Source organism: Acinetobacter sp. YH12131, from assembly GCF_013418635.1.
GTDB lineage: Bacteria > Pseudomonadota > Gammaproteobacteria > Pseudomonadales > Moraxellaceae > Acinetobacter > Acinetobacter towneri.
The window spans coordinates 1-17,766 of the sequence record NZ_VPBQ01000014.1 but is presented as its reverse complement, the minus strand read 5'-3'; the positions used below and the strand labels follow the sequence as shown (position 1 = coordinate 17,766).

Annotated in this window: 17 protein-coding genes and 1 pseudogene; 8 read left to right on the top strand and 10 right to left on the bottom strand. The window is 37.8% G+C overall.

Annotated features, from left to right (window positions below):
• Nucleotides 1-193 precede the first annotated feature (193 nt).
• A complete protein-coding gene (gene adeR / locus FTU66_RS10285) occupies nucleotides 194-922 on the top strand; it encodes an efflux system response regulator transcription factor AdeR (protein WP_032073130.1) in 729 nt (242 codons plus the stop codon).
• Entirely contained in the window at nucleotides 912-2,018 is a 1,107-nt protein-coding gene (adeS, locus tag FTU66_RS10280) for a two-component sensor histidine kinase AdeS (RefSeq protein WP_180112771.1), read from the top strand. The genes adeR and adeS overlap by 11 nt, the downstream gene beginning before the upstream one ends.
• A 103-nt stretch (nucleotides 2,019-2,121) precedes the next feature.
• On the opposite strand, the gene FTU66_RS10275 is transcribed toward adeS, so the two are convergent.
• The 3 genes from FTU66_RS10275 to FTU66_RS10265 form a co-directional block, all read right to left on the bottom strand.
• A complete protein-coding gene (locus tag FTU66_RS10275; protein WP_032073148.1) occupies nucleotides 2,122-3,636 on the bottom strand; it encodes an MFS transporter in 1,515 nt (504 codons plus the stop codon).
• Between the two features lie 113 nt (nucleotides 3,637-3,749).
• On the bottom strand, nucleotides 3,750-6,854 hold the full coding sequence (locus FTU66_RS10270; RefSeq protein WP_270915313.1) for a multidrug efflux RND transporter permease subunit: 3,105 nt from the start codon (nucleotides 6,852-6,854) through the stop codon (nucleotides 3,750-3,752).
• Complete coding sequence (locus tag FTU66_RS10265) at nucleotides 6,851-8,014, bottom strand: efflux RND transporter periplasmic adaptor subunit (RefSeq protein WP_032073150.1); 1,164 nt, start codon at nucleotides 8,012-8,014, stop codon at nucleotides 6,851-6,853. Before FTU66_RS10265 ends, FTU66_RS10270 begins: the two co-directional genes overlap by 4 nt.
• A gap of 426 nt (nucleotides 8,015-8,440) precedes the next feature.
• Here FTU66_RS10265 and FTU66_RS10260 point away from each other — a divergent pair, with 426 nt between their 5' ends.
• Nucleotides 8,441-9,037 carry a LysE family translocator gene (locus FTU66_RS10260; protein ID WP_074163998.1) on the top strand — a complete coding sequence of 199 codons (597 nt, stop codon included), beginning with the start codon at nucleotides 8,441-8,443 and terminating at the stop codon, nucleotides 9,035-9,037.
• Nucleotides 9,038-9,064: 27 nt separating this feature from the next.
• Here FTU66_RS10260 and FTU66_RS10255 read toward each other — a convergent pair whose 3' ends face one another.
• From FTU66_RS10255 to FTU66_RS10245, 3 genes are all read right to left on the bottom strand, one after another.
• The gene (locus FTU66_RS10255) at nucleotides 9,065-9,883 is read right to left on the bottom strand and encodes an AraC family transcriptional regulator (RefSeq protein WP_032073151.1); all 819 of its coding nucleotides are present in this window, start codon (nucleotides 9,881-9,883) and stop codon (nucleotides 9,065-9,067) included.
• Between the two features lie 130 nt (nucleotides 9,884-10,013).
• Nucleotides 10,014-10,295, bottom strand: coding sequence for an addiction module antidote protein (locus tag FTU66_RS10250; protein WP_000985610.1), 282 nt, complete (start codon nucleotides 10,293-10,295; stop codon nucleotides 10,014-10,016).
• Nucleotides 10,296-10,598 (bottom strand): type II toxin-antitoxin system RelE/ParE family toxin, encoded by a 303-nt coding sequence (locus tag FTU66_RS10245; protein WP_154320144.1) that lies wholly within the window; start codon nucleotides 10,596-10,598, stop codon nucleotides 10,296-10,298.
• A gap of 249 nt (nucleotides 10,599-10,847) precedes the next feature.
• Between FTU66_RS10245 and FTU66_RS10240 the strand changes: the two genes are divergently transcribed.
• On the top strand, nucleotides 10,848-11,057 hold the full coding sequence (locus FTU66_RS10240; RefSeq protein WP_004976362.1) for a hypothetical protein: 210 nt from the start codon (nucleotides 10,848-10,850) through the stop codon (nucleotides 11,055-11,057).
• A gap of 249 nt (nucleotides 11,058-11,306) precedes the next feature.
• Nucleotides 11,307-12,761: a SulP family inorganic anion transporter gene (locus FTU66_RS10235; protein ID WP_026438532.1), complete on the top strand. Its 1,455-nt coding sequence runs from the start codon at nucleotides 11,307-11,309 to the stop codon at nucleotides 12,759-12,761.
• Nucleotides 12,762-12,871: 110 nt separating this feature from the next.
• Here the strand turns inward: FTU66_RS10235 and FTU66_RS10230 are convergent, their stop codons facing one another.
• Together FTU66_RS10230 and FTU66_RS10225 are read right to left on the bottom strand one after the other, a co-directional pair.
• Entirely contained in the window at nucleotides 12,872-13,162 is a 291-nt protein-coding gene (locus FTU66_RS10230) for an addiction module antidote protein (RefSeq protein ID WP_004969304.1), read from the bottom strand.
• 1 nt (nucleotide 13,163) lies between these two features.
• Entirely contained in the window at nucleotides 13,164-13,460 is a 297-nt protein-coding gene (locus tag FTU66_RS10225) for a type II toxin-antitoxin system RelE/ParE family toxin (protein ID WP_004647749.1), read from the bottom strand.
• A gap of 216 nt (nucleotides 13,461-13,676) precedes the next feature.
• On the opposite strand from FTU66_RS10225, the gene FTU66_RS13660 reads away from it, so the two are divergent.
• Complete coding sequence (locus FTU66_RS13660) at nucleotides 13,677-13,802, top strand: hypothetical protein (protein WP_004969301.1); 126 nt, start codon at nucleotides 13,677-13,679, stop codon at nucleotides 13,800-13,802.
• 93 nt (nucleotides 13,803-13,895) lie between these two features.
• Here the strand turns inward: FTU66_RS13660 and FTU66_RS10220 are convergent, their stop codons facing one another.
• The gene (locus tag FTU66_RS10220) at nucleotides 13,896-14,978 is read right to left on the bottom strand and encodes a hypothetical protein (protein ID WP_004969299.1); all 1,083 of its coding nucleotides are present in this window, start codon (nucleotides 14,976-14,978) and stop codon (nucleotides 13,896-13,898) included.
• Nucleotides 14,979-15,146: 168 nt separating this feature from the next.
• Between FTU66_RS10220 and FTU66_RS10215 the strand changes: the two genes are divergently transcribed.
• A complete protein-coding gene (locus tag FTU66_RS10215) occupies nucleotides 15,147-16,472 on the top strand; it encodes an ISNCY family transposase (RefSeq protein WP_179989167.1) in 1,326 nt (441 codons plus the stop codon).
• A 466-nt stretch (nucleotides 16,473-16,938) separates the two neighbouring features.
• Nucleotides 16,939-17,505 (top strand): recombinase family protein, encoded by a 567-nt coding sequence (locus FTU66_RS10210; protein WP_006581699.1) that lies wholly within the window; start codon nucleotides 16,939-16,941, stop codon nucleotides 17,503-17,505.
• Between the two features lie 186 nt (nucleotides 17,506-17,691).
• On the opposite strand, the pseudogene FTU66_RS10205 reads toward FTU66_RS10210, so the two are convergent.
• A pseudogene (locus FTU66_RS10205) lies at nucleotides 17,692-17,766 on the bottom strand (IS6 family transposase); the annotation flags it as partial.

The following is a 17,766-nucleotide window of genomic DNA, read 5'->3' as shown; positions in this document are numbered from 1 at the left end:
AAACGGTGAATTTCGTATAACCGCCATTATGTTAAATGAATGATAATTGACATTTTGTTCATTAATACTGATATGCAACGAATTTTATTATATGTCACCCCTCAATTACAAATATAAATGACTGCTCGTCTAATCATCTCCATTACACAATTAAATGTTAAAATGCATAGCTACTTCATCTAAGATAAAATATATGTATCCAAATCTACAGCACAGCTTCGAAAACAGCGTCATTCTCGTTGTAGAAGATGATTATGATATTGGTGACATTCTTGAAAAATACATAAAAAATGAAAACATGCAGGTCATCCGTGCATTGGATGGACAACAAGCTTTAGAGTGCCTAAAAGCCAACTCTATCGACCTGATTCTCCTTGATATTAAATTACCCAAACTAAATGGCTGGGAAATTCTACAAATCATCCGTCAAACAAGTCATTTACCTGTCATTATGCTGACTGCCTTAGATGATCAAGTGAATAAGATCATGGGGCTAAAAATGGGTGCTGATGACTTTATTATTAAGCCATTTAACCCAAACGAAGTGATTGCACGAATACAAGCCGTACTTAGACGAAGTACAAGCCAAAATATGGAAATAACTAATATTATTCGTTATAGAAATATTGAAATTAATCCAGATCATCATCAAGTTTACATTTCAAATGGTCAAAGAAATCAGTTGCTCAACCTTACGTTAACTGAGTATAAGATACTGTTTTTGATGGCAAAAACACCGAATAAAGTCTTTACACGTAATGAATTGATCCAAAACTGTATGCCTGAAAGTGATGCTTTAGATCGCACTGTAGATAGCCATATCAGCAAATTACGCAAAAAACTTGAAGAAAATGATGTAAATGGCTTATTAATCAATGTCCGTGGCGTGGGGTATCGCTTAGATCAAAATCATGAAATTTAACTTTTTTAAAAATTCTGTTGGAATTAACTTCCAGTTTATTATCATGATGAGCCTATTCAATTTAGGCATTACGCTGTTATCTTTCATGATTGGCTATTTTGTTTATAGCTGGGCGATAAAAATAGGTTTTCTAAATACACAAGTTATTAATTCAAATGAATTTTCAGTTACCTCCGTTGACTTTATCTGGCTGTTTTTAGTGCTATTAACAGGCTTTTTTCTTTCTACTATCCTCGCCTTTAAATATGGAAAACGCTATACACAGCCAATTAGTGATTTAGCAGATGTTATTCAACAAATTCAACAAGGCAATTTAGCACTCAGAATTAAACAGCCACATCATGATATTCCACATGAAATCAAGTCTCTTATTGAGAACTTCAATGAAATGGCAAACCAACTTGAAGTATCAGTTAAGAATTCAACTGTTTGGAATGCTGCAATTGCACATGAATTACGAACACCTGTGACAATATTACAAGGTCGCTTGCAAGGTATTGTCGATGGTATATTTATTGCCGATAAAGCTTTACACCTAAGCTTATTGAACCAAGTCGAAGGCTTATCTTACCTTGTGGAAGATTTACGGACACTGACACTTATTGAAAATAAACAATTACGATTAGAACTAGAAAAGACCAATTTAAAAAATAGTATTGAAAAATGTCTGCAGATGTTTAATGAACGGTTTCATGTTAAAGGTTTAACTATTGTTTTAAATTTGACGGATAAATTGGTTTGCGTTGATATAAGAAGGATGGAACAGGTCTTTATTGCATTGTTCTCTAACTTTCTAAGATATTCGAATGCTGGAAAAATAAATATTACATCTGTAACCACAGCAGAACATTGGGTATTGACGTTTGAAGATGAAGGTCCTGGTATTGATGAATCGCATCTTAAACACCTGTTCAAACCCTTCTATCGACAGGAAGACTCTAGATCATGTCTAGATGGCGGTACTGGATTAGGCTTGGCAGTGATTGATGCAATTATTGAAGCACACCAAGGTCATATTTATTATTCTAAATCCAAAAACTTAGGTGGCAGCTGTTTTACTATTCAACTAAATCGTAAGACATCAACTCATTTATAATGTGTTAAGTTCAGATTAATACGGCTTAATTTAAACCATAAATTTAAGATAAATTGATGTCTGAACTTAACCATTCTGTTTGATGATCCTCAAATAAATTTCATCACAATGAATTCTCATCTCGATATTTAGCTAGCATAAAAAATACCACAATGGAGAGTATCCCGATGATAATCCCTGCTGTTAATAATAAATTAACATGAGCTGAACTGAAGGCAATTTTACCTGCGTTAATCAATGCTGTACCTTGTTCAACGGGTAACTGGCTCGCCACTAAATAGGTATCACCAATCGAAAGTCTGGCTTTTTCTGCTAAAACAGCAGTTAAATCTGACGGCACTTGAAGATGACTGCCAAATATATAGGCCATGAAAACACCAAATAAAGTAATACCTAGTCCTGTACCCAGTTCATAACCTGTACTTTCAAGTGAACCTGCCGCACCGCCCTTTTCTGCAGGTACTGAGCCCATGATCGCAATGGATGAAGCTGTTAAACCAATACTCAGTGTTAATCCAATCGAAGCTAAAATAAAGGGAACGATGATTCCCGGATGATGAAAATCTGAATAACTCAAACTGACCAACGCAATTGCTGCCAATATTAATGACATGGTCGCAACCAGACGGAGTCCAAATTTATTGGATAAAAAACCAGCAATAGGCCCGCCAATAGCGGCCGCAACCATAATCGGAACCATAAAAAGACCGGCTTGCAGCGGTGTTAAACGAATGACATATTGCAGCTCCATTGCCAAAGTTAACTCAACCCCTGCCAAAGCGCCTGCAGCAACCATTGCCATAATAATGCCGGCTAAAATAGCAGGACGTGAAAATAGCGAAAGATCTAGCATCGGCTGAGGAGAATTCAGCTGTTTGCGTACAAATATGGTTAATAAGCCGATAGATAAAACGACCAAAGGCAAGACAATCAACAACGACTGTTTACCGCCTAAGCCTGCTTTTAGTGCATATACAAACGAAATCAAACCGACAATCAGCAATAGCGCTTGACCAAATGCCCAATGTCCAGGGGTTATAGCTTCTTTTCGGGACAATAAGAAATAGCACATTGGTGCGACAACCAGCATGATTGGGACGTTAATCAGGAAAACTGAACCCCACCAGAAATATTCTAACAATCCCCCACCAATGAGCGGTCCAATGGCGGCACCGGCTGATCCGATTGTGCCCCAAATACCCAGCGCAATGGCACGTTCGCGACTGTCTTCGAAGGTTCTGCGAATAATACCCAATACACAGGGCATAATCATGGCACCGCCTAATGCTAATAAAGCACGTGCGGCAATCAGCATAGAAGCCGTTTGGGAAAATGCCGCAAGGACTGAGGCAATTCCAAATATAACCAAGCCAATCAGCAGAATCTTACGATTGCCGACACGATCAGCCAAAGTTCCCATCGGAACTAAAAGTCCAGCCATAAGTAATGGATAAATATCAATAATCCATAAGACTTGGTTACTTGTGGCACTCAGCGATTGGGTTAATGAGGGAACCGCAACATGCAGTACAGTCATATCAATCACAATCGGCAGAAATGCAAGCACGACAGCGAGCAATATCCACCAGCGTTTCGGATCAAGATTGGTAGCTTTCATGATTAAACCTATATTGATGGTTTATTAAATCAATTCTGAAATAAAGATGTAAATGAAAGATTTGTTGTGGGCTAAACTCGTTAACCCACAGCTTTTATTCTCAGTTTTGATGCTTAATGTGCCGCTTTACGTTTCGAGAATTTCTCAACCATGCTCATGACGACAATAAAGAAAATCGGTACAAAAATAACAGCTAGAATTGTTGCGCTGATCATGCCGCCAAAGACGCCTGTACCAATCGCTTTTTGAGTTTCAGAACTAGCGCCACTGGCAATGACTAAAGGAATAACGCCACAGGTAAATGCCAAAGATGTCATTAGGATTGGACGTAAGCGCAATTTAGCGGCTGCAACGGTTGCCTCCACTAAACCCATTCCTTCTTCTCTTAGTGCTTTTGCAAACTCAACAATCAAAATAGCATTCTTTGCAGATAGACCAATAATCGTGATCATGCCGACCTTAAAGAAAATATCATTTGGCATACCACGTAACATTACTGCTAAAAAGGCGCCAATCAACCCTAGAGGGACAACTAGCATCACAGAGAATGGAATTGACCAGCTTTCATAAAGCGCTGCCAAGACAAGGAAAACGACTAACATCGACAACAGTAATAAAAACAAGGTTTGTGATTCCGACTGTTTTTCTTCTAGAGAAATCCCAGTCCACTCATAACCCACACCTTTCGGAAGTTGTTCAATCAAATTTTCCATCTCAGTCATGGCTTGTCCTGAAGATATACCTGCTGCTGGACTGCCAGAAATACTCAATGATGGACGACCGTTGTAACGATTGTATTGTTGTGGGGAATGTTGCCAAATTGGAGTAATTATTTCAGACATTGAAACCAATTTACCGCTTTGACTGTTCACCTTAATCTGAAGAATATCTTCAATACTCATGCGTGATTTGGCATCAAGTTGCACAATGACTTGCTGCATACGGTCATGATTTGGAAAATCATTGATATACATCGAACCCATTGAGGTTGAAATAATATCGGTCACATCACTGAAATTAACACCTAATGCCTGCAATTTATCTCTATCAATTTTAAGCTGTACAGAACTGCCATCTGGCAAACCTTCAGGATAGACCTCCGCCACGATTTTACTTTGTGCTGCTAATGCTAAAAGCTGATCTTGTGCTTCTCTTAAAGCAGGCATGCCAATATTGCCACGATCTAATAATCTCAGTGAAAAACCAGATGAGTTACCCAATTCATCAATTGCTGGTGGTAACACAGACATGGTTTGACCTTCTGAACTTTCAGCCATCGCTATATTGGCATTATTCACGACTTCTTGTGCCGTAATAGTACGCTCTTCGAATGGCAATAGATTGGTAAAATACATCGCTGTATTCTGACCAGATCCACTAAAACCAAAACCTAAGACCGCCATATTGTCTTTAATCCCCGTTTCTTGGTCTAAATAATTTTGAAACTCAGCAACGACTTTACGGGTACGTTCTTGAGTTGCATCCGCAGGAAGTTGAATCGAAGTCATAAACCACCCCTGATCTTCTTCTGGCATAAACGCAGTCGGAACGTGTTTAAAACTAAAAATCAGCACAATGACAATGCCTAAGAAACATAACATTGCGAGGGTTTTATGTTTAATTACTTTAAATAAACTGCGTTCATAGCGATTGTTCAGCTTCTCAAAACTGCGATCAAACGATGCAAAAACACCCTTTTTCTGATGGTCTTGATCAATCGGTTTTAACATCGTTGCACATAACGCAGGGGTTAATGTCAGTGCAAGGAAAGCTGAGAATAAAATTGAAACCGACATGGTAATGGTGAACTGACGATAGATAATCCCCACTGAGCCTGACGCCAATGCCATCGGCAAGAATACAGCGGCTAACACTAAGGTGATGCCAATAATCGGATTGGTAATTTCCTTCATGGCTTTAGATGTGGCTTCAACTGGAGATAAGCCTTCTGTCGCCATAATGCGTTCAACATTCTCAATGACCACAATCGCATCATCGACAATAATCCCGATCGCAAGCACCATACCGAACATGGTCAGCACATTAATCGAAAAACCAGCAAGCAGCATGACTGAGAATGTGCCAAGCAATGCAATCGGTGCAACAATCGCCGGAATTAAGGTGTATCGAACATTGTGTAAAAAGATAAACATGACAATAAAAACTAATGCCATAGCTTCAAGCAATGTCATGATTACTTTTTCAATCGAGATTTTTACAAAAGGTGCAGTGTCGTAAGGTATAGAGAATTTCATACCATCAGGCAGTGCTGAACCTAACTGTTCAATTTTCGCTTTAACACCTTCTGCAGTCTTGACAGCGTTGGCACCAGGACTCATTTGTATCGCCACAGCTGTAGAGGCTTTGCCATTTTCTAAAATCGCAAAGTTATACATCTGTGCCCCGATTTCGACACGAGCGACATCCGACAGTCGAACATTGGCGCCATTTTGTTGAGCACGTAAACTAATTTTCTTGAATTGCTCTACAGTTTCTAATTGACCTTGAGCAGTTAAAGGAATAGTAATTTGTTGCCCCGTCAAAGCAGGAACATCACCAATACGACCTGGTGATATCGGCAAGTTTTGGTTTTGGATGGCTGTATTCACATCTTGAATACTCAATCCATAAGAAACCAAACGATCTGGATCGACCCAAATCCGCATGGCTTTTTCAGCACCAAAATTTTGGACTTTACCAACACCGTCAACCCGCTTTAATTCTTCAATCACATAGCGAGTCATATAGTCACTGACATCAATTTCACTATATTTGCCATTCGGTGAACTTAAGCCCACCATCATTAAAAAACCAGACGACGCAGCATCGACCATCAGCCCTTGTTGTCGCACTGTTTGAGGTAAGCGTGACTCAATGGCTTTAATTTTGTTTTGCACATCAATTTGTGCAAGTTCTACATCTGTACCTGGTTTAAATGTTGCGGTGATTGTTGCTGTTCCAGAACTATCTGAACTTGAACTGTAATAAAGTAAGTTTTTGACACCTGACATTTCCCGCTCAATCAAGGTCACAACACTATCATTCAATGTTTTTGGCGTAGCACCTGGATAGATTGCCGTAATACTAATCTGTGGTGGCGCAACACTTGGGAATCGTGCAATAGGTAACTTGGGGATGCTTAGTACACCCAACAGAATAATAAATAAAGCAATCACCCATGCAAAAATAGGACGCCTAATGAAAAATTGGGACATTATTGCTGTCCTCCATTTTCCTTAATATTTGTAGGTTGCCACTGCTTAATTTTTAATTTTTGCTCAGGCTGTATACGATCAGCCCCTTCAACAATGACTTTCTCACCTGCTTGTAACCCTTGTTTGATCACATAGTTATTTTGATAACGTTGACCAAGCTGAACAGGCTTGCTTTGCGCTAAACCTTTTTGATTAACAATCGTAACATTGGCTTTACCACTAATATCATGTTGAATCGCTTGTTCTGGAACTAGGAGCGCATTTTCAACTTGAGCTCGGCTCATATTGACTCGAACATACATGCCTGGCAAAAGTTTTTGATTTTCATTATTGGCTAAAATACGGATTGTGACATCACCCGTATCAGGATCAACTTTAGTATCCGAAAATAGGATTTCACCTGTAACGTTATAAGGTTTACCCTGACTATTTAGGATTTCAACCGTATGTTTGGTATTTGACACGTCACCTTGCTGTAAAGCTTCCTGTAGTTTTTCATAATCACTAATTGATTGCTTTACATCAACATAGACTTTATTAATCTGTTGTATTACGGCCATTGCATTAGTATCACCTTGACCAACTAATGCACCCTCAGTCACTAAGATTTCACCAATCGTTCCCGAGATAGGGGCTGTAACAGTCGCATATTTAAGATTAAGTTGTTGTCTGCTTAACATGGCTTGCATTTGCGCCACATCGGCTTTTGCTTTTTGATAATCTGCTTCGGTATTGTTGTATTCCTGCTGACTAACCGCATTTACTTTTACTAATTCAGTGTAGCGTTTTAACAGCACCTGCAAACGTGTCACCTCAGCTTGTGCACGGTTTAAAGTGGCTTGATTGCTTTTTACATCTGCCTGAAATATTTCAGAATTCAATTTAAAAAGCGGTTGACCTGCTTGCACATAAGAGCCTTGCTTAAAAAGTACTTTATCAACAATTCCACCTACTTGCGGGCGAATTTCAGCAATACGGTAAGCGACAACACGGCCTGGAAGATTTTCAATTAAATTCATGGAATGCGGTAATACCGTGATGGTACTGACAACCGCTGGTGGCATTTCTGTTGGGGACTGTTCAGCATCTTTGGCTTGTGTACAGCCGATTAAAAGTACAGTTGTAATAAGTATTGAACCTATTAAATGATAATGTGTTGACATGCTTTTTCAGAGGGGGGGTTTTAGATACTACTATTTTGAAATAGCAGTGTTTATGAATTGCTGATGTTGTGTGGAGATTGTGTGGAGATTGTGTGGAGAGATTAAAAGATTTATTTTTTAATGACACGCTTAAACAGCGTGGCTTGTAAATTAGTATAAATAATTTTGTTGTTCTACAATTTTGATCGTATCTTAGTTTTTTCTCATAGTTCATGAACTTTAAAATTCTAAACCAAGACTAATATTTATATAAGCAATTGAAAATACAATACATAGTTTCTTTATACACTTATGAAGTGAACTTTAGGTGAACATAAGTTAAATAGAAATTTTTAATTAGTTCAGCACAAACGTACAATCTTTAAGGCCTATAACTCGATACCGTTCTCTCTTTGATGTTTATTGCTATCTAATTGAGTGAACTCTGTGGAAATATTTCTTTATACATTAAGCGTTATGTATAGCCCAGGCCCTGTAAATTTTATGGGGCTAAATTCTGGCCTTACAGGTCAATTAAAAAAGACTATAGGATTTTACCTAGGCATTGGTTTCGCCATGTTGATCTTATTCGTATTGTTTGGCTATATAGGTGAAGCTGTTATTCCACATGGATTGATTCATTATATTGCTTTAGCGGGTGCAATTTATACATTCTACTTGGCTATAAAAATGATTAGGGCGAATGTAGAAACAACTCAACAGCAAGAAAGCCATCTAACATTCTTAAATGGCTTATTTATTCAGTTATTAAATCCAAAAGCCATTCTCGTCATTCTACCTGTTACGACAATTATGTACCCTGCAGCCAAAATCACAGGAATCATGATCTTGATAGTTTCTTTACTGATTTCACTTGGTGCTGTTGGCGCACCATTCACCTATGCTCTGGTTGGAAAAGTATTAGGCAACAAAATTGCTAATCCTATCTGGTTTAATCGGCTAAATAAGCTGATGGGTATACTCTTGATTTTATCAGGGCTTTTTATGTTCAAAGATTTTCTTAATGGAATAAATCTGCTGTAGGACAAATTAGCCGTTCAAATCGAACGGCTATCTTTTAATATTTATCATTTTCCATTGAGTGGGAGTTAAACCAAATGTTTTTATAAAATGTCTGGTCATATGACTCTGATCAAAAAAGCCTGCATTTAAAGCAGCATTAACAATAGACTCCCCTTGAGCAAGGTAGAACTTAACTGTTTCTAAGCGACGCATGATCATATAACGGTGTGGGCTAGTTCCAAATAATAATCGGAAATCACGAGAAAGGCTCCAGCGGTCACGATCAGCATGTTTCTCTAAATCTGACAAACTTAAGTTTTCATGTGGATACGCCAAAATACACTCACGCGCTCTCTCTGCTGCCTTGTAGTCAAATTTTTTGTTTTGGTTAGATGAAGTATCTGAAATTTCACACAGTGTAGTTGCCAAATCAAATAGAGCATCTTCCTCTTCTAGGGTATCCATATAATTATTTATATTATTTAGAAAGCTATCCATTGCCCTAAACAGGCGAATATCATTACTTAAGCCATGTCTGATAAAAGGCAAAGGTTTACCCTTTAAAATGGTTTGGATCATCGCTGGTTCGATGTAAATCATTCTATAGCGATAGCCATCTAATGTTCCTGATTCACCATCATGCTTTTCATCCGGGTGTAGAACCATAGTCATGCCTGGCAAGCTATGTTGCAATGTACCTTTGTAATGAAAGTTTTGAACTCCGGAAAGAGTCCTGCCAATAGCATAAGTATCATGTCGGTGAGGTTTATAAGCATAATTGGAAAGAAATGCTTCAATTCTTTCTAATTTATGATTTTGAGTGGGGGATCTCACAATCCAATTATTTCCACTGGAGAAATCAGGCATAATTGATGGCCAATTTTTCGTAGATTCTATTGTAGATTATTTTTCACTTTTCCTAAAATTAACATAATACACGTTATACGAAGTTGAAATGAAAAATGGAGCTTAAAGCTCCCTTTTTTACTAGTTTTTTTTAAATTGCTAAGCGTAAATTCAGTGCTTTTACGACTTTAATAACAGTATCAAAGCTTGGATTTACATCGCCAGAAAGTGCTTTATAAAGACTTTCTCGACCTAAACCAGTGTCTCTTGATAATTGAGCCATTCCTTTAGCTTTAGCAATATTACCTAAAGCTTTTGCAATGAATGCCGCATCACCATTAGATTCATCGATACAGGCTTGTAGGTAAGCTTGCATATCTTCTTCTGTTTTAAGATGTTCAGCACTGTCCCATTTGCGAAGTTTGATAGCCATTTACAGCTCCTCCTCTAAATCTTGTGCTAATTGTAGGGCAAGTTTTATATCTTTACTTTGCGTAGACTTGTCTCCGCCTGCTAAAAGAATAACGACCCTTTGCCCTTGCTTACAGTAATAGATCCTGTAGCCAGGTCCAAAGAAGAAACGTAATTCAGAAACACCTTCACCTACTGGTTCAGTATCTCCAAAGTTTCCATCTTCAACCCGATCAATTCGGACTTGTATACGTCTTTTTGCCTGCAGGTCTTTTAACTTAGTAAACCAGTCATCAAAGACTTCAGTGGTATATATTGAGTACATAAGAGTAATGTATCCTATAGGATACATTCATGCAAGAAATAAACTTGAATGTATGGGGCTACAACAGAATTTCGTATAACCACCATTATGTTAAATAGATAGCAGTTGGGAGATTATTTATTCTTTCAATAGACAAAAACTTGCGGAATTTTTCTTAATTTGTAATCCTTGCGGCCAAGGGTGTCTAGCGTAGCTAAGACAGGTATTCGTTATAGTCGGGCCGCTATAATACGGATGACGAGTGCCTGTATGTTTAACCTAAATATCTTTAACAAGATCTCTAGCGAAGTATTGACCATCAAAAATGATCTTGAGCTGAATTCTGAAAATCAACTGATAACTAAGTATAAGACTTCTACTTCTGAAGATTATAAACAGGCTATTGTTTTGATTTTTAAAGAACGTGGCTATACACGTTTGGAAATAGGTCAATTACTTGGGGAGCCAAAAGCTTCATAAAATACCGATTAAACAAAGCTTGGATATAACATCCAGGCTTTATAAAAAAGTACCTAGCTGTTACCCTTGTCCTGATTTTTTTACTCTAAAACGTTCTTTCATCTTATGACACTTACGCCACCTTAAGTTTATTTATCGTCTTAAATCTGTAAATAACTCATCACTGTCTAGTGATGTGGTGTAGTCGTTTGTGTGTTGTATATATCACATCACTAGCCTATCTGAAAAATTAAAAAACAGGCTATGTTTATGTTATCTAATGTCCGAGAACAGTGGTTCTCTAACATCCGTGGGGATGTACTTGCCGGATTAGTCGTCGGTCTTGCACTCATCCCTGAAGCCATCGCATTTTCAATTATTGCAGGTGTAGATCCTAAAGTTGGTCTATACGCATCCTTCTGTATTGCCGTCGTGATTTCTTTCGTAGGTGGTCGTCCTGCCATGATTTCAGCAGCCACTGGTGCAATGGCGCTGCTTATGGTCACATTGGTCAAAGAGCATGGGCTTGAATATCTGCTGGCAGCAACAATTTTGACAGGCGTGATTCAAATATTGGCAGGCTATTTAAAGCTCGCCAAGTTAATGCGGTTTGTATCTAAATCTGTGGTTATTGGATTCGTAAATGCGTTAGCGATCTTAATTTTCATGGCTCAATTGCCTGAACTGATTAATGTGACCTGGCATGTATATGCTTTTGTTGCTTTAGGTTTAGCAATTATTTATCTATTCCCTCTGGTTCCCAAATTAGGAAAATTACTCCCTTCTCCACTAGTCTGCATCATTGCAATCACATTATTGGCAATCGCTTTAGGAATTGATGTACGGACCGTGGGCGATATGGGGTCTTTACCTGACACACTTCCAATGTTCTTGATTCCAGATATTCCTTTGAATATTGAAACATTGATGATTATTTTGCCTTATTCAGTCGCACTGGCGGCTGTAGGTTTACTTGAATCGATGATGACAGCAACTATCGTGGATGAAATGACTGATACGCCAAGTGATAAATATCAGGAATGTAAGGGACAAGGGATTGCGAATATTGCTTCTGGCTTTATGGGTGGCATGGCCGGTTGTGCAATGATTGGTCAATCTATGATTAACGTAAAATCAGGTGGCCTTACACGCTTATCAACATTCTCTGCGGGCATTTTTCTTCTTATTCTGGTTGTATTTATCAGCGACTGGCTCAAAGTGATTCCAATGGCTGCATTGGTAGCGGTAATGATAATGGTCTCTATCAGTACCTTTGAATGGAGTTCTGTCACTCAGTTAAAAGATAATCCTAAGAGTAGTAATATCGTCATGATTGCGACGGTGATTGTAGTTGTTGCTACGCATAACCTGGCTTTGGGTGTGTTAACAGGCGTATTACTTTCAGCCTTGTTCCTGGCGAATAAACTTGAAAATGATATCCAGGTGACAGCATCTTTTGAAGGAATGGCCCGTTTATATGAGTTGAGAGGTCAGATCTTCTTTAGTTCTTCTGAAAAATTCATGCAAGGTTTTGACTTTAAAGAGGATGTAAAGGAGGTGATTATTGATTTGACCCATTCTCACATTTGGGATGTAACATCAGTCGCCATGCTTGATTCTGTTGTAAATAAATTTCAAAAGAATGGTGCGAATGTCACAGTACGTGGTCTAAATGAAGCCAGTTCGATCATGATTGATAAGTATGGGACACATGCCAGAATTTAAGTTTTAAAAATTCTATATTTATATAGAATTTCTAAAATTAACATAATACACCTTATACGAATCTAAAAATGGGAGCCTTTAGCTCCCATTTTTACTATATTTTTAAAGTTTTAAGCGTGTTGTACTGTGAGTTTTAAGCCTAAAGCATTTACTACACGATTAATCGTATCAAAACGTGGTGCTGAATCCTGACGTAGGGCTTTGTAGAGTGCTTCACGCCCAATCCCTGCTTCTTTAGCGATTTGAGTCATGCCACGAGCTTTAGCAATAACACCAAGTGCATGGGCTAATTCAGCTGGATCATTTTCTTCAAGAACCATATTGAGATACATCACAATGTCTTCTTCAGTTTTGAGCGACTCAGCCATATCAAAACTTGGTAAATCAGCGACTTTAACCATTTTAATCCTCCAATGTTTTCGATAGTTTGACTGCCCGATCGATGTCTTGTTGTTGAGTTGATTTATCTCCACCACCAAGCATTACAATCACAACGTCACCATGTTGGATGTAATACATCCTCCATCCAGAACCGAAGAATTCTCTCATTTCCCAAACGCCATCTTGGAGAGGTTTAATGTCTCCCCAGTTTCCACGTTGAACCTTATCTAATCGACGATTCAGGCGGATACGGGTCATATTGTCTTTAATGCCATCCAACCATTCATCAAATTCTGGAAGACGTTTAATTTCAATCATGAGGATTCCTTATCTTCTCACTATATTGTATTCGATCGAATACAATATGCAAGTAATTTATACGAACATCCATTAATTTCGTATAACACCATTATGTTAAATACATAATTTTTTTGGTTAAAATTTAAACTTTTTTACTGTTTTTCAGGCAAGATGCATATTTTTTTGAAGCCATACTTTCCTTGTCAGATGTTCAAACATTTTAAGGAGAAAGCAATGACACAAACAGCGAATGATCAACGTGCTACAGTAAAAAATCCTAATAATATTCAACATGCGCAGAATCAGGACAACCGTAGCCGACAATTGAATCCTAATCATAAACCTACGAAATCTAAATAAGGATGAAAACTATGAGCACAGCAGGTTGGCCTAGTACTACTGGAAATCCATCAGGTGGTGGCCGAGACAATAATCCACCTCGTAAATAAAAATTTATTTATCTTGTAATATCAATTCAGAAGGCCAAAGATATTGGCCTTCTGAAGGATATTTCTTCAGGAAGGCTTCCCATATCACGATAAAATCTTCTGATGTAGCTAACGTAGAAACGCTGGCTGTTTTTTGAAAATGTTTATAATAAAAGTCTTGCCAAAAATATATTAACCATAGGCCAGCTATGGCATTAATACTTTCAAACCACTTATCTTCTGGAAGTTCATTTTTCAGGAATAAATAATTCTCTTCTGAGACTTGTTCATAAATTTCATCATTTTTAAACTCACCATAAGGTAGACCTAGGAACTCATAGACTTCATTCAAGTAGCATAGTCTTCTGTTTTCTCTAACTTTTTTAATTAGTTGTATAAATTCTTTAATTTGTTCATCTTCGAGAGAAGGATCTAACCATTGCTCAAAACCATTAGTTGGAGGAATAGTCTTCAGAATCTCGACTTTATGTCCTTTTGTTGCTTCAAACTTTGCATTTATCTTTAAGATAAATAAAAGAAAATCTGTAAAAGTTTTTGATGGGAAGTATGGTCGTTTATTTTTAAACTTAAACTTTAATGCTTGGTTTAGTGAGATTGATTGGAATCCCCACTTCTTAGAAATTAAATGATCTAAGTGAATTAAAATTAGCAGTATATTGACGCCAGAATTTCTAAGCATCTCATGACTAATAATATTCTTTAAATCACCGTTAAAGCTAAAGTTATTTACCAGAAAATCATGTAGTTTGCAGACATCTTCATATAAAAAATTATTTTTTTCTAATTCTGAAAATAGCTTTATATGCTCATTCCAATAAAAAAAATCGTTATTCTTAATTGGATATAGTTCTAAGATTTTTAAGCAGTATGCAAAATTATAGTTTTCTTCATCTACAGCTAAAGAAGTTGCTGAATTAAGTACGAAAAACCCCATTTCTGAAGCAAATTCGGATTTAATTTTAACTTTAGCTATTTCATCATTTTTAAATGGAACATTAGTATATTTTTTCTCAATTTTACCTAGTTTCTTAGCCAGGTTTTTATCCATATTTTTCAATATTAAACAGTAGAATTCTAAAGGATTCATGGATGCCCTAATTTTTTAAAAAATCTAAAATTAACATAATACACCTTATACGAAATGCGTTTGTAACTCCAAAATAGAAATGTCCGGTTTCTCCAAAGTAAAAATGTCCGCTTTTAGAATATGCGCTTTTGCGATTATCGAAGCGGACGGTTTGATATGTTGGTGTCTATGTCGGATAAAGAACTTAAACGATTGTCGGTCGTGCAGGAAATCTGCGATCAACGCATAACTCAATCCCAGGCTGCTCAGCTACTTCATATTTCAGAACGTCAGATCAGGCGTTTACTGCAAAAATACAAAGCTCAAGGCCCAGCTGCATTAGCCCATGCCGGTCGTGGTCAAACCAGCAATTCCAGGCTTCCTGAAGAACTCAGGCTCAAGTGCCTCAATATGGTTGCTGAGCAATTCCATGGTTTCGGACCCACTTTAGCGCATGAAAAGCTGACTACCATTCATGGATTCGATATTTCAGTGGAAACCCTGCGTTCCTGGATGATTGCAGCCGATTTATGGATTCCTCGCTCCAAACGCCTGAAACGCCCATATCAGCCTCGTTATAACCGGGACTGTTATGGTGAACTGATCCAAATTGATGGCTCACATCATGACTGGTTTGAAGGAAGAGCCCCTAAATGCTGTCTATTGGTGTTTATCGATGACGCCACAGGAAAATTGCAGCACTTACGCTTCTGTGAGTCAGAATCAGCCTTTGACTATATGATTTCAACACGTTTGTATGTTGAGCAGCATGGTAAGCCTTTAGCCTTCTACAGCGATAAACATTCAGTCTTCAGGGTGAATCAAAGCAGCAAGAAAGACACCAAGATTACGCAATTTGGGCGCGTACTCAGCACCCTGAATATCGATATTATCTTCGCTAATTCACCACAGGCCAAAGGCCGTGTAGAACGAGCCAATAGAACGCTTCAGGACCGTCTGATCAAAGAAATGCGCCTGGAAGGCATCTGTTCGATTGAACAAGCGAATGCCTGGCTACCCTGCTTCATTGAGCAATTCAATCAGAAGTTTGCCAAGATGGCCTTTAATCCCAAGGATCTACACCGGACTGTCACTGAAACAGCCGAAGAATTAGATGATATTTTTACCTGGCGTGAACCCCGCAGAGTCACGAATAGCCTGACGATTACTTATGATAAATGCGTATATCTCCTGGAAAACACGGAAGAAAACCAAAGATTGATTAGTAAGTATCTTGAGTTCCTGGAATACCCGGATGGTACAGTCGCGATTGAATATCAGGGAAGAAAAATCAATTACAGCATCTTCGATAAATTAAGTCAGCTTAACCAGCGAGAGATTGTTGAGAATAAACGTTTAGGTGCAGTTCTCAATCATATTCAACAACAGCATGAAGAATTGGAACAGCAAAACAAACGTAATCGTTCTCAATCTATGCCAAGCAGACGTGCACAGAAGACAGTAATCAAAGAACGAAATCTGAATCCTGTGCTTGACTTGGAAATGTCTGTATAGGACATTTCTATTTGGTTTTAAGGTAGGACATTACTACTTAGGAATAACAGCGTTATAATTCTCTATAGAAATCAATGCTGTAGTTTCTAGTTGATAGCCCATCTTCCCCAAGGTGGGCTTTTTTTATGATTTTTCACGTTCCACGCTTATTATTTAATCAAAAGACCTCTTGCGAAAGTATAGTTTATCTAATTTTTGAATTGGCTAAAACCTCATAAAATATAGCTTTTGGCTGCTTAAAATTTGACTAACGCAAGAATTCTAAAGTTTCTCAACTTTGATTAGCTCAAATAAATACCATTTCTCTTTTTCTAGGTCTCTTTAAATCACGAATTATGTAACTATAGAGTATAGCCTAACGGAACAAAATAAAGTCTTAAAAAGCAACTCAAAAACCGTATTTATAGACTTAATATTTAATTTCGGTACAATATGTATTTAATTATCTAAACTCTAACGGTACAGAATGCCTAATCAGGTCGGATATATTCGAGTCAGTTCAACTGAACAAAATACTGAACGTCAATTAGATGGAATCAGCCTGGATAAGACCTTTACTGAAAAGGCAAGCGGTGGTAGCCGTGAACGTCCTCAGTTAAATGCAATGCTCGACTATCTGCGTGAAGGTGATACGGTGCATGTTCATAGTATTGATCGTCTGGCACGTAATACAAATGATCTGAACGAAATTGTGAATAGTCTGAATGATCGTGGTATAACCATTATTTTTCATAAAGAGAATTTGACCTTCAGTCATGATGTAGCACAATCGGCAATAAATAAACTCATGTTTCAGATGCTTGCTGCATTTGCAGAGTTTGAACGCTCCATGATCCGTGAGCGTCAAAAGGAAGGAATTGCAAAAGCCAAAGCGAAGGGCTTATATAAGGGAAGAAAGCGGAAGGTTGACTATGTTGAAATACGAAAAGCAATGGCTGAAGAAAATTCAACATTTAGAGGTGTTGCAGAAAAGTTTAAAGTAGGGATAGCAACAGTACAAAGAGCTTTAAAAGAAGAAACTAATAATCAATAAGGTTGATTAATGAAGACGCTTAGATATTCAAATTTAGAAAAGATCATGACCATTTATACTGAAATTTCTACTTATATTACATTTCATAATGCGACTGGTTTAACAGATATAAATAAATCAATGGAAGATTTTTGGGCACTGTTGCAAAGTTAGCGATGAGGCAGCCTTTTGTCTTATTCAAAGGCCTTACATTTCAAAAACTCTGCTTACCAGGCGCATTTCGCCCAGGGGATCACCATAATAAAATGCTGAGGCCTGGCC

Coding starts and splice junctions, on each gene's coding strand:
- FTU66_RS10220 (WP_004969299.1), bottom strand. CDS start 14,978: ATGAATCCTTTAGAATTCTACTGTTTAATATTGAAAAATATGGATAAA.
- FTU66_RS10225 (WP_004647749.1), bottom strand. CDS start 13,460: ATGATTGAAATTAAACGTCTTCCAGAATTTGATGAATGGTTGGATGGC.
- FTU66_RS10235 (WP_026438532.1), top strand. CDS start 11,307: ATGTTATCTAATGTCCGAGAACAGTGGTTCTCTAACATCCGTGGGGAT.
- adeS (WP_180112771.1), top strand. CDS start 912: ATGAAATTTAACTTTTTTAAAAATTCTGTTGGAATTAACTTCCAGTTT.
- FTU66_RS10265 (WP_032073150.1), bottom strand. CDS start 8,014: ATGTCAACACATTATCATTTAATAGGTTCAATACTTATTACAACTGTA.
- FTU66_RS10275 (WP_032073148.1), bottom strand. CDS start 3,636: ATGAAAGCTACCAATCTTGATCCGAAACGCTGGTGGATATTGCTCGCT.
- FTU66_RS10215 (WP_179989167.1), top strand. CDS start 15,147: ATGTCGGATAAAGAACTTAAACGATTGTCGGTCGTGCAGGAAATCTGC.
- FTU66_RS13660 (WP_004969301.1), top strand. CDS start 13,677: ATGACACAAACAGCGAATGATCAACGTGCTACAGTAAAAAATCCTAAT.
- FTU66_RS10250 (WP_000985610.1), bottom strand. CDS start 10,295: ATGGCTATCAAACTTCGCAAATGGGACAGTGCTGAACATCTTAAAACA.
- FTU66_RS10240 (WP_004976362.1), top strand. CDS start 10,848: ATGTTTAACCTAAATATCTTTAACAAGATCTCTAGCGAAGTATTGACC.
- FTU66_RS10230 (WP_004969304.1), bottom strand. CDS start 13,162: ATGGTTAAAGTCGCTGATTTACCAAGTTTTGATATGGCTGAGTCGCTC.
- adeR (WP_032073130.1), top strand. CDS start 194: ATGTATCCAAATCTACAGCACAGCTTCGAAAACAGCGTCATTCTCGTT.
- FTU66_RS10210 (WP_006581699.1), top strand. CDS start 16,939: ATGCCTAATCAGGTCGGATATATTCGAGTCAGTTCAACTGAACAAAAT.
- FTU66_RS10255 (WP_032073151.1), bottom strand. CDS start 9,883: ATGCCTGATTTCTCCAGTGGAAATAATTGGATTGTGAGATCCCCCACT.
- FTU66_RS10245 (WP_154320144.1), bottom strand. CDS start 10,598: ATGTACTCAATATATACCACTGAAGTCTTTGATGACTGGTTTACTAAG.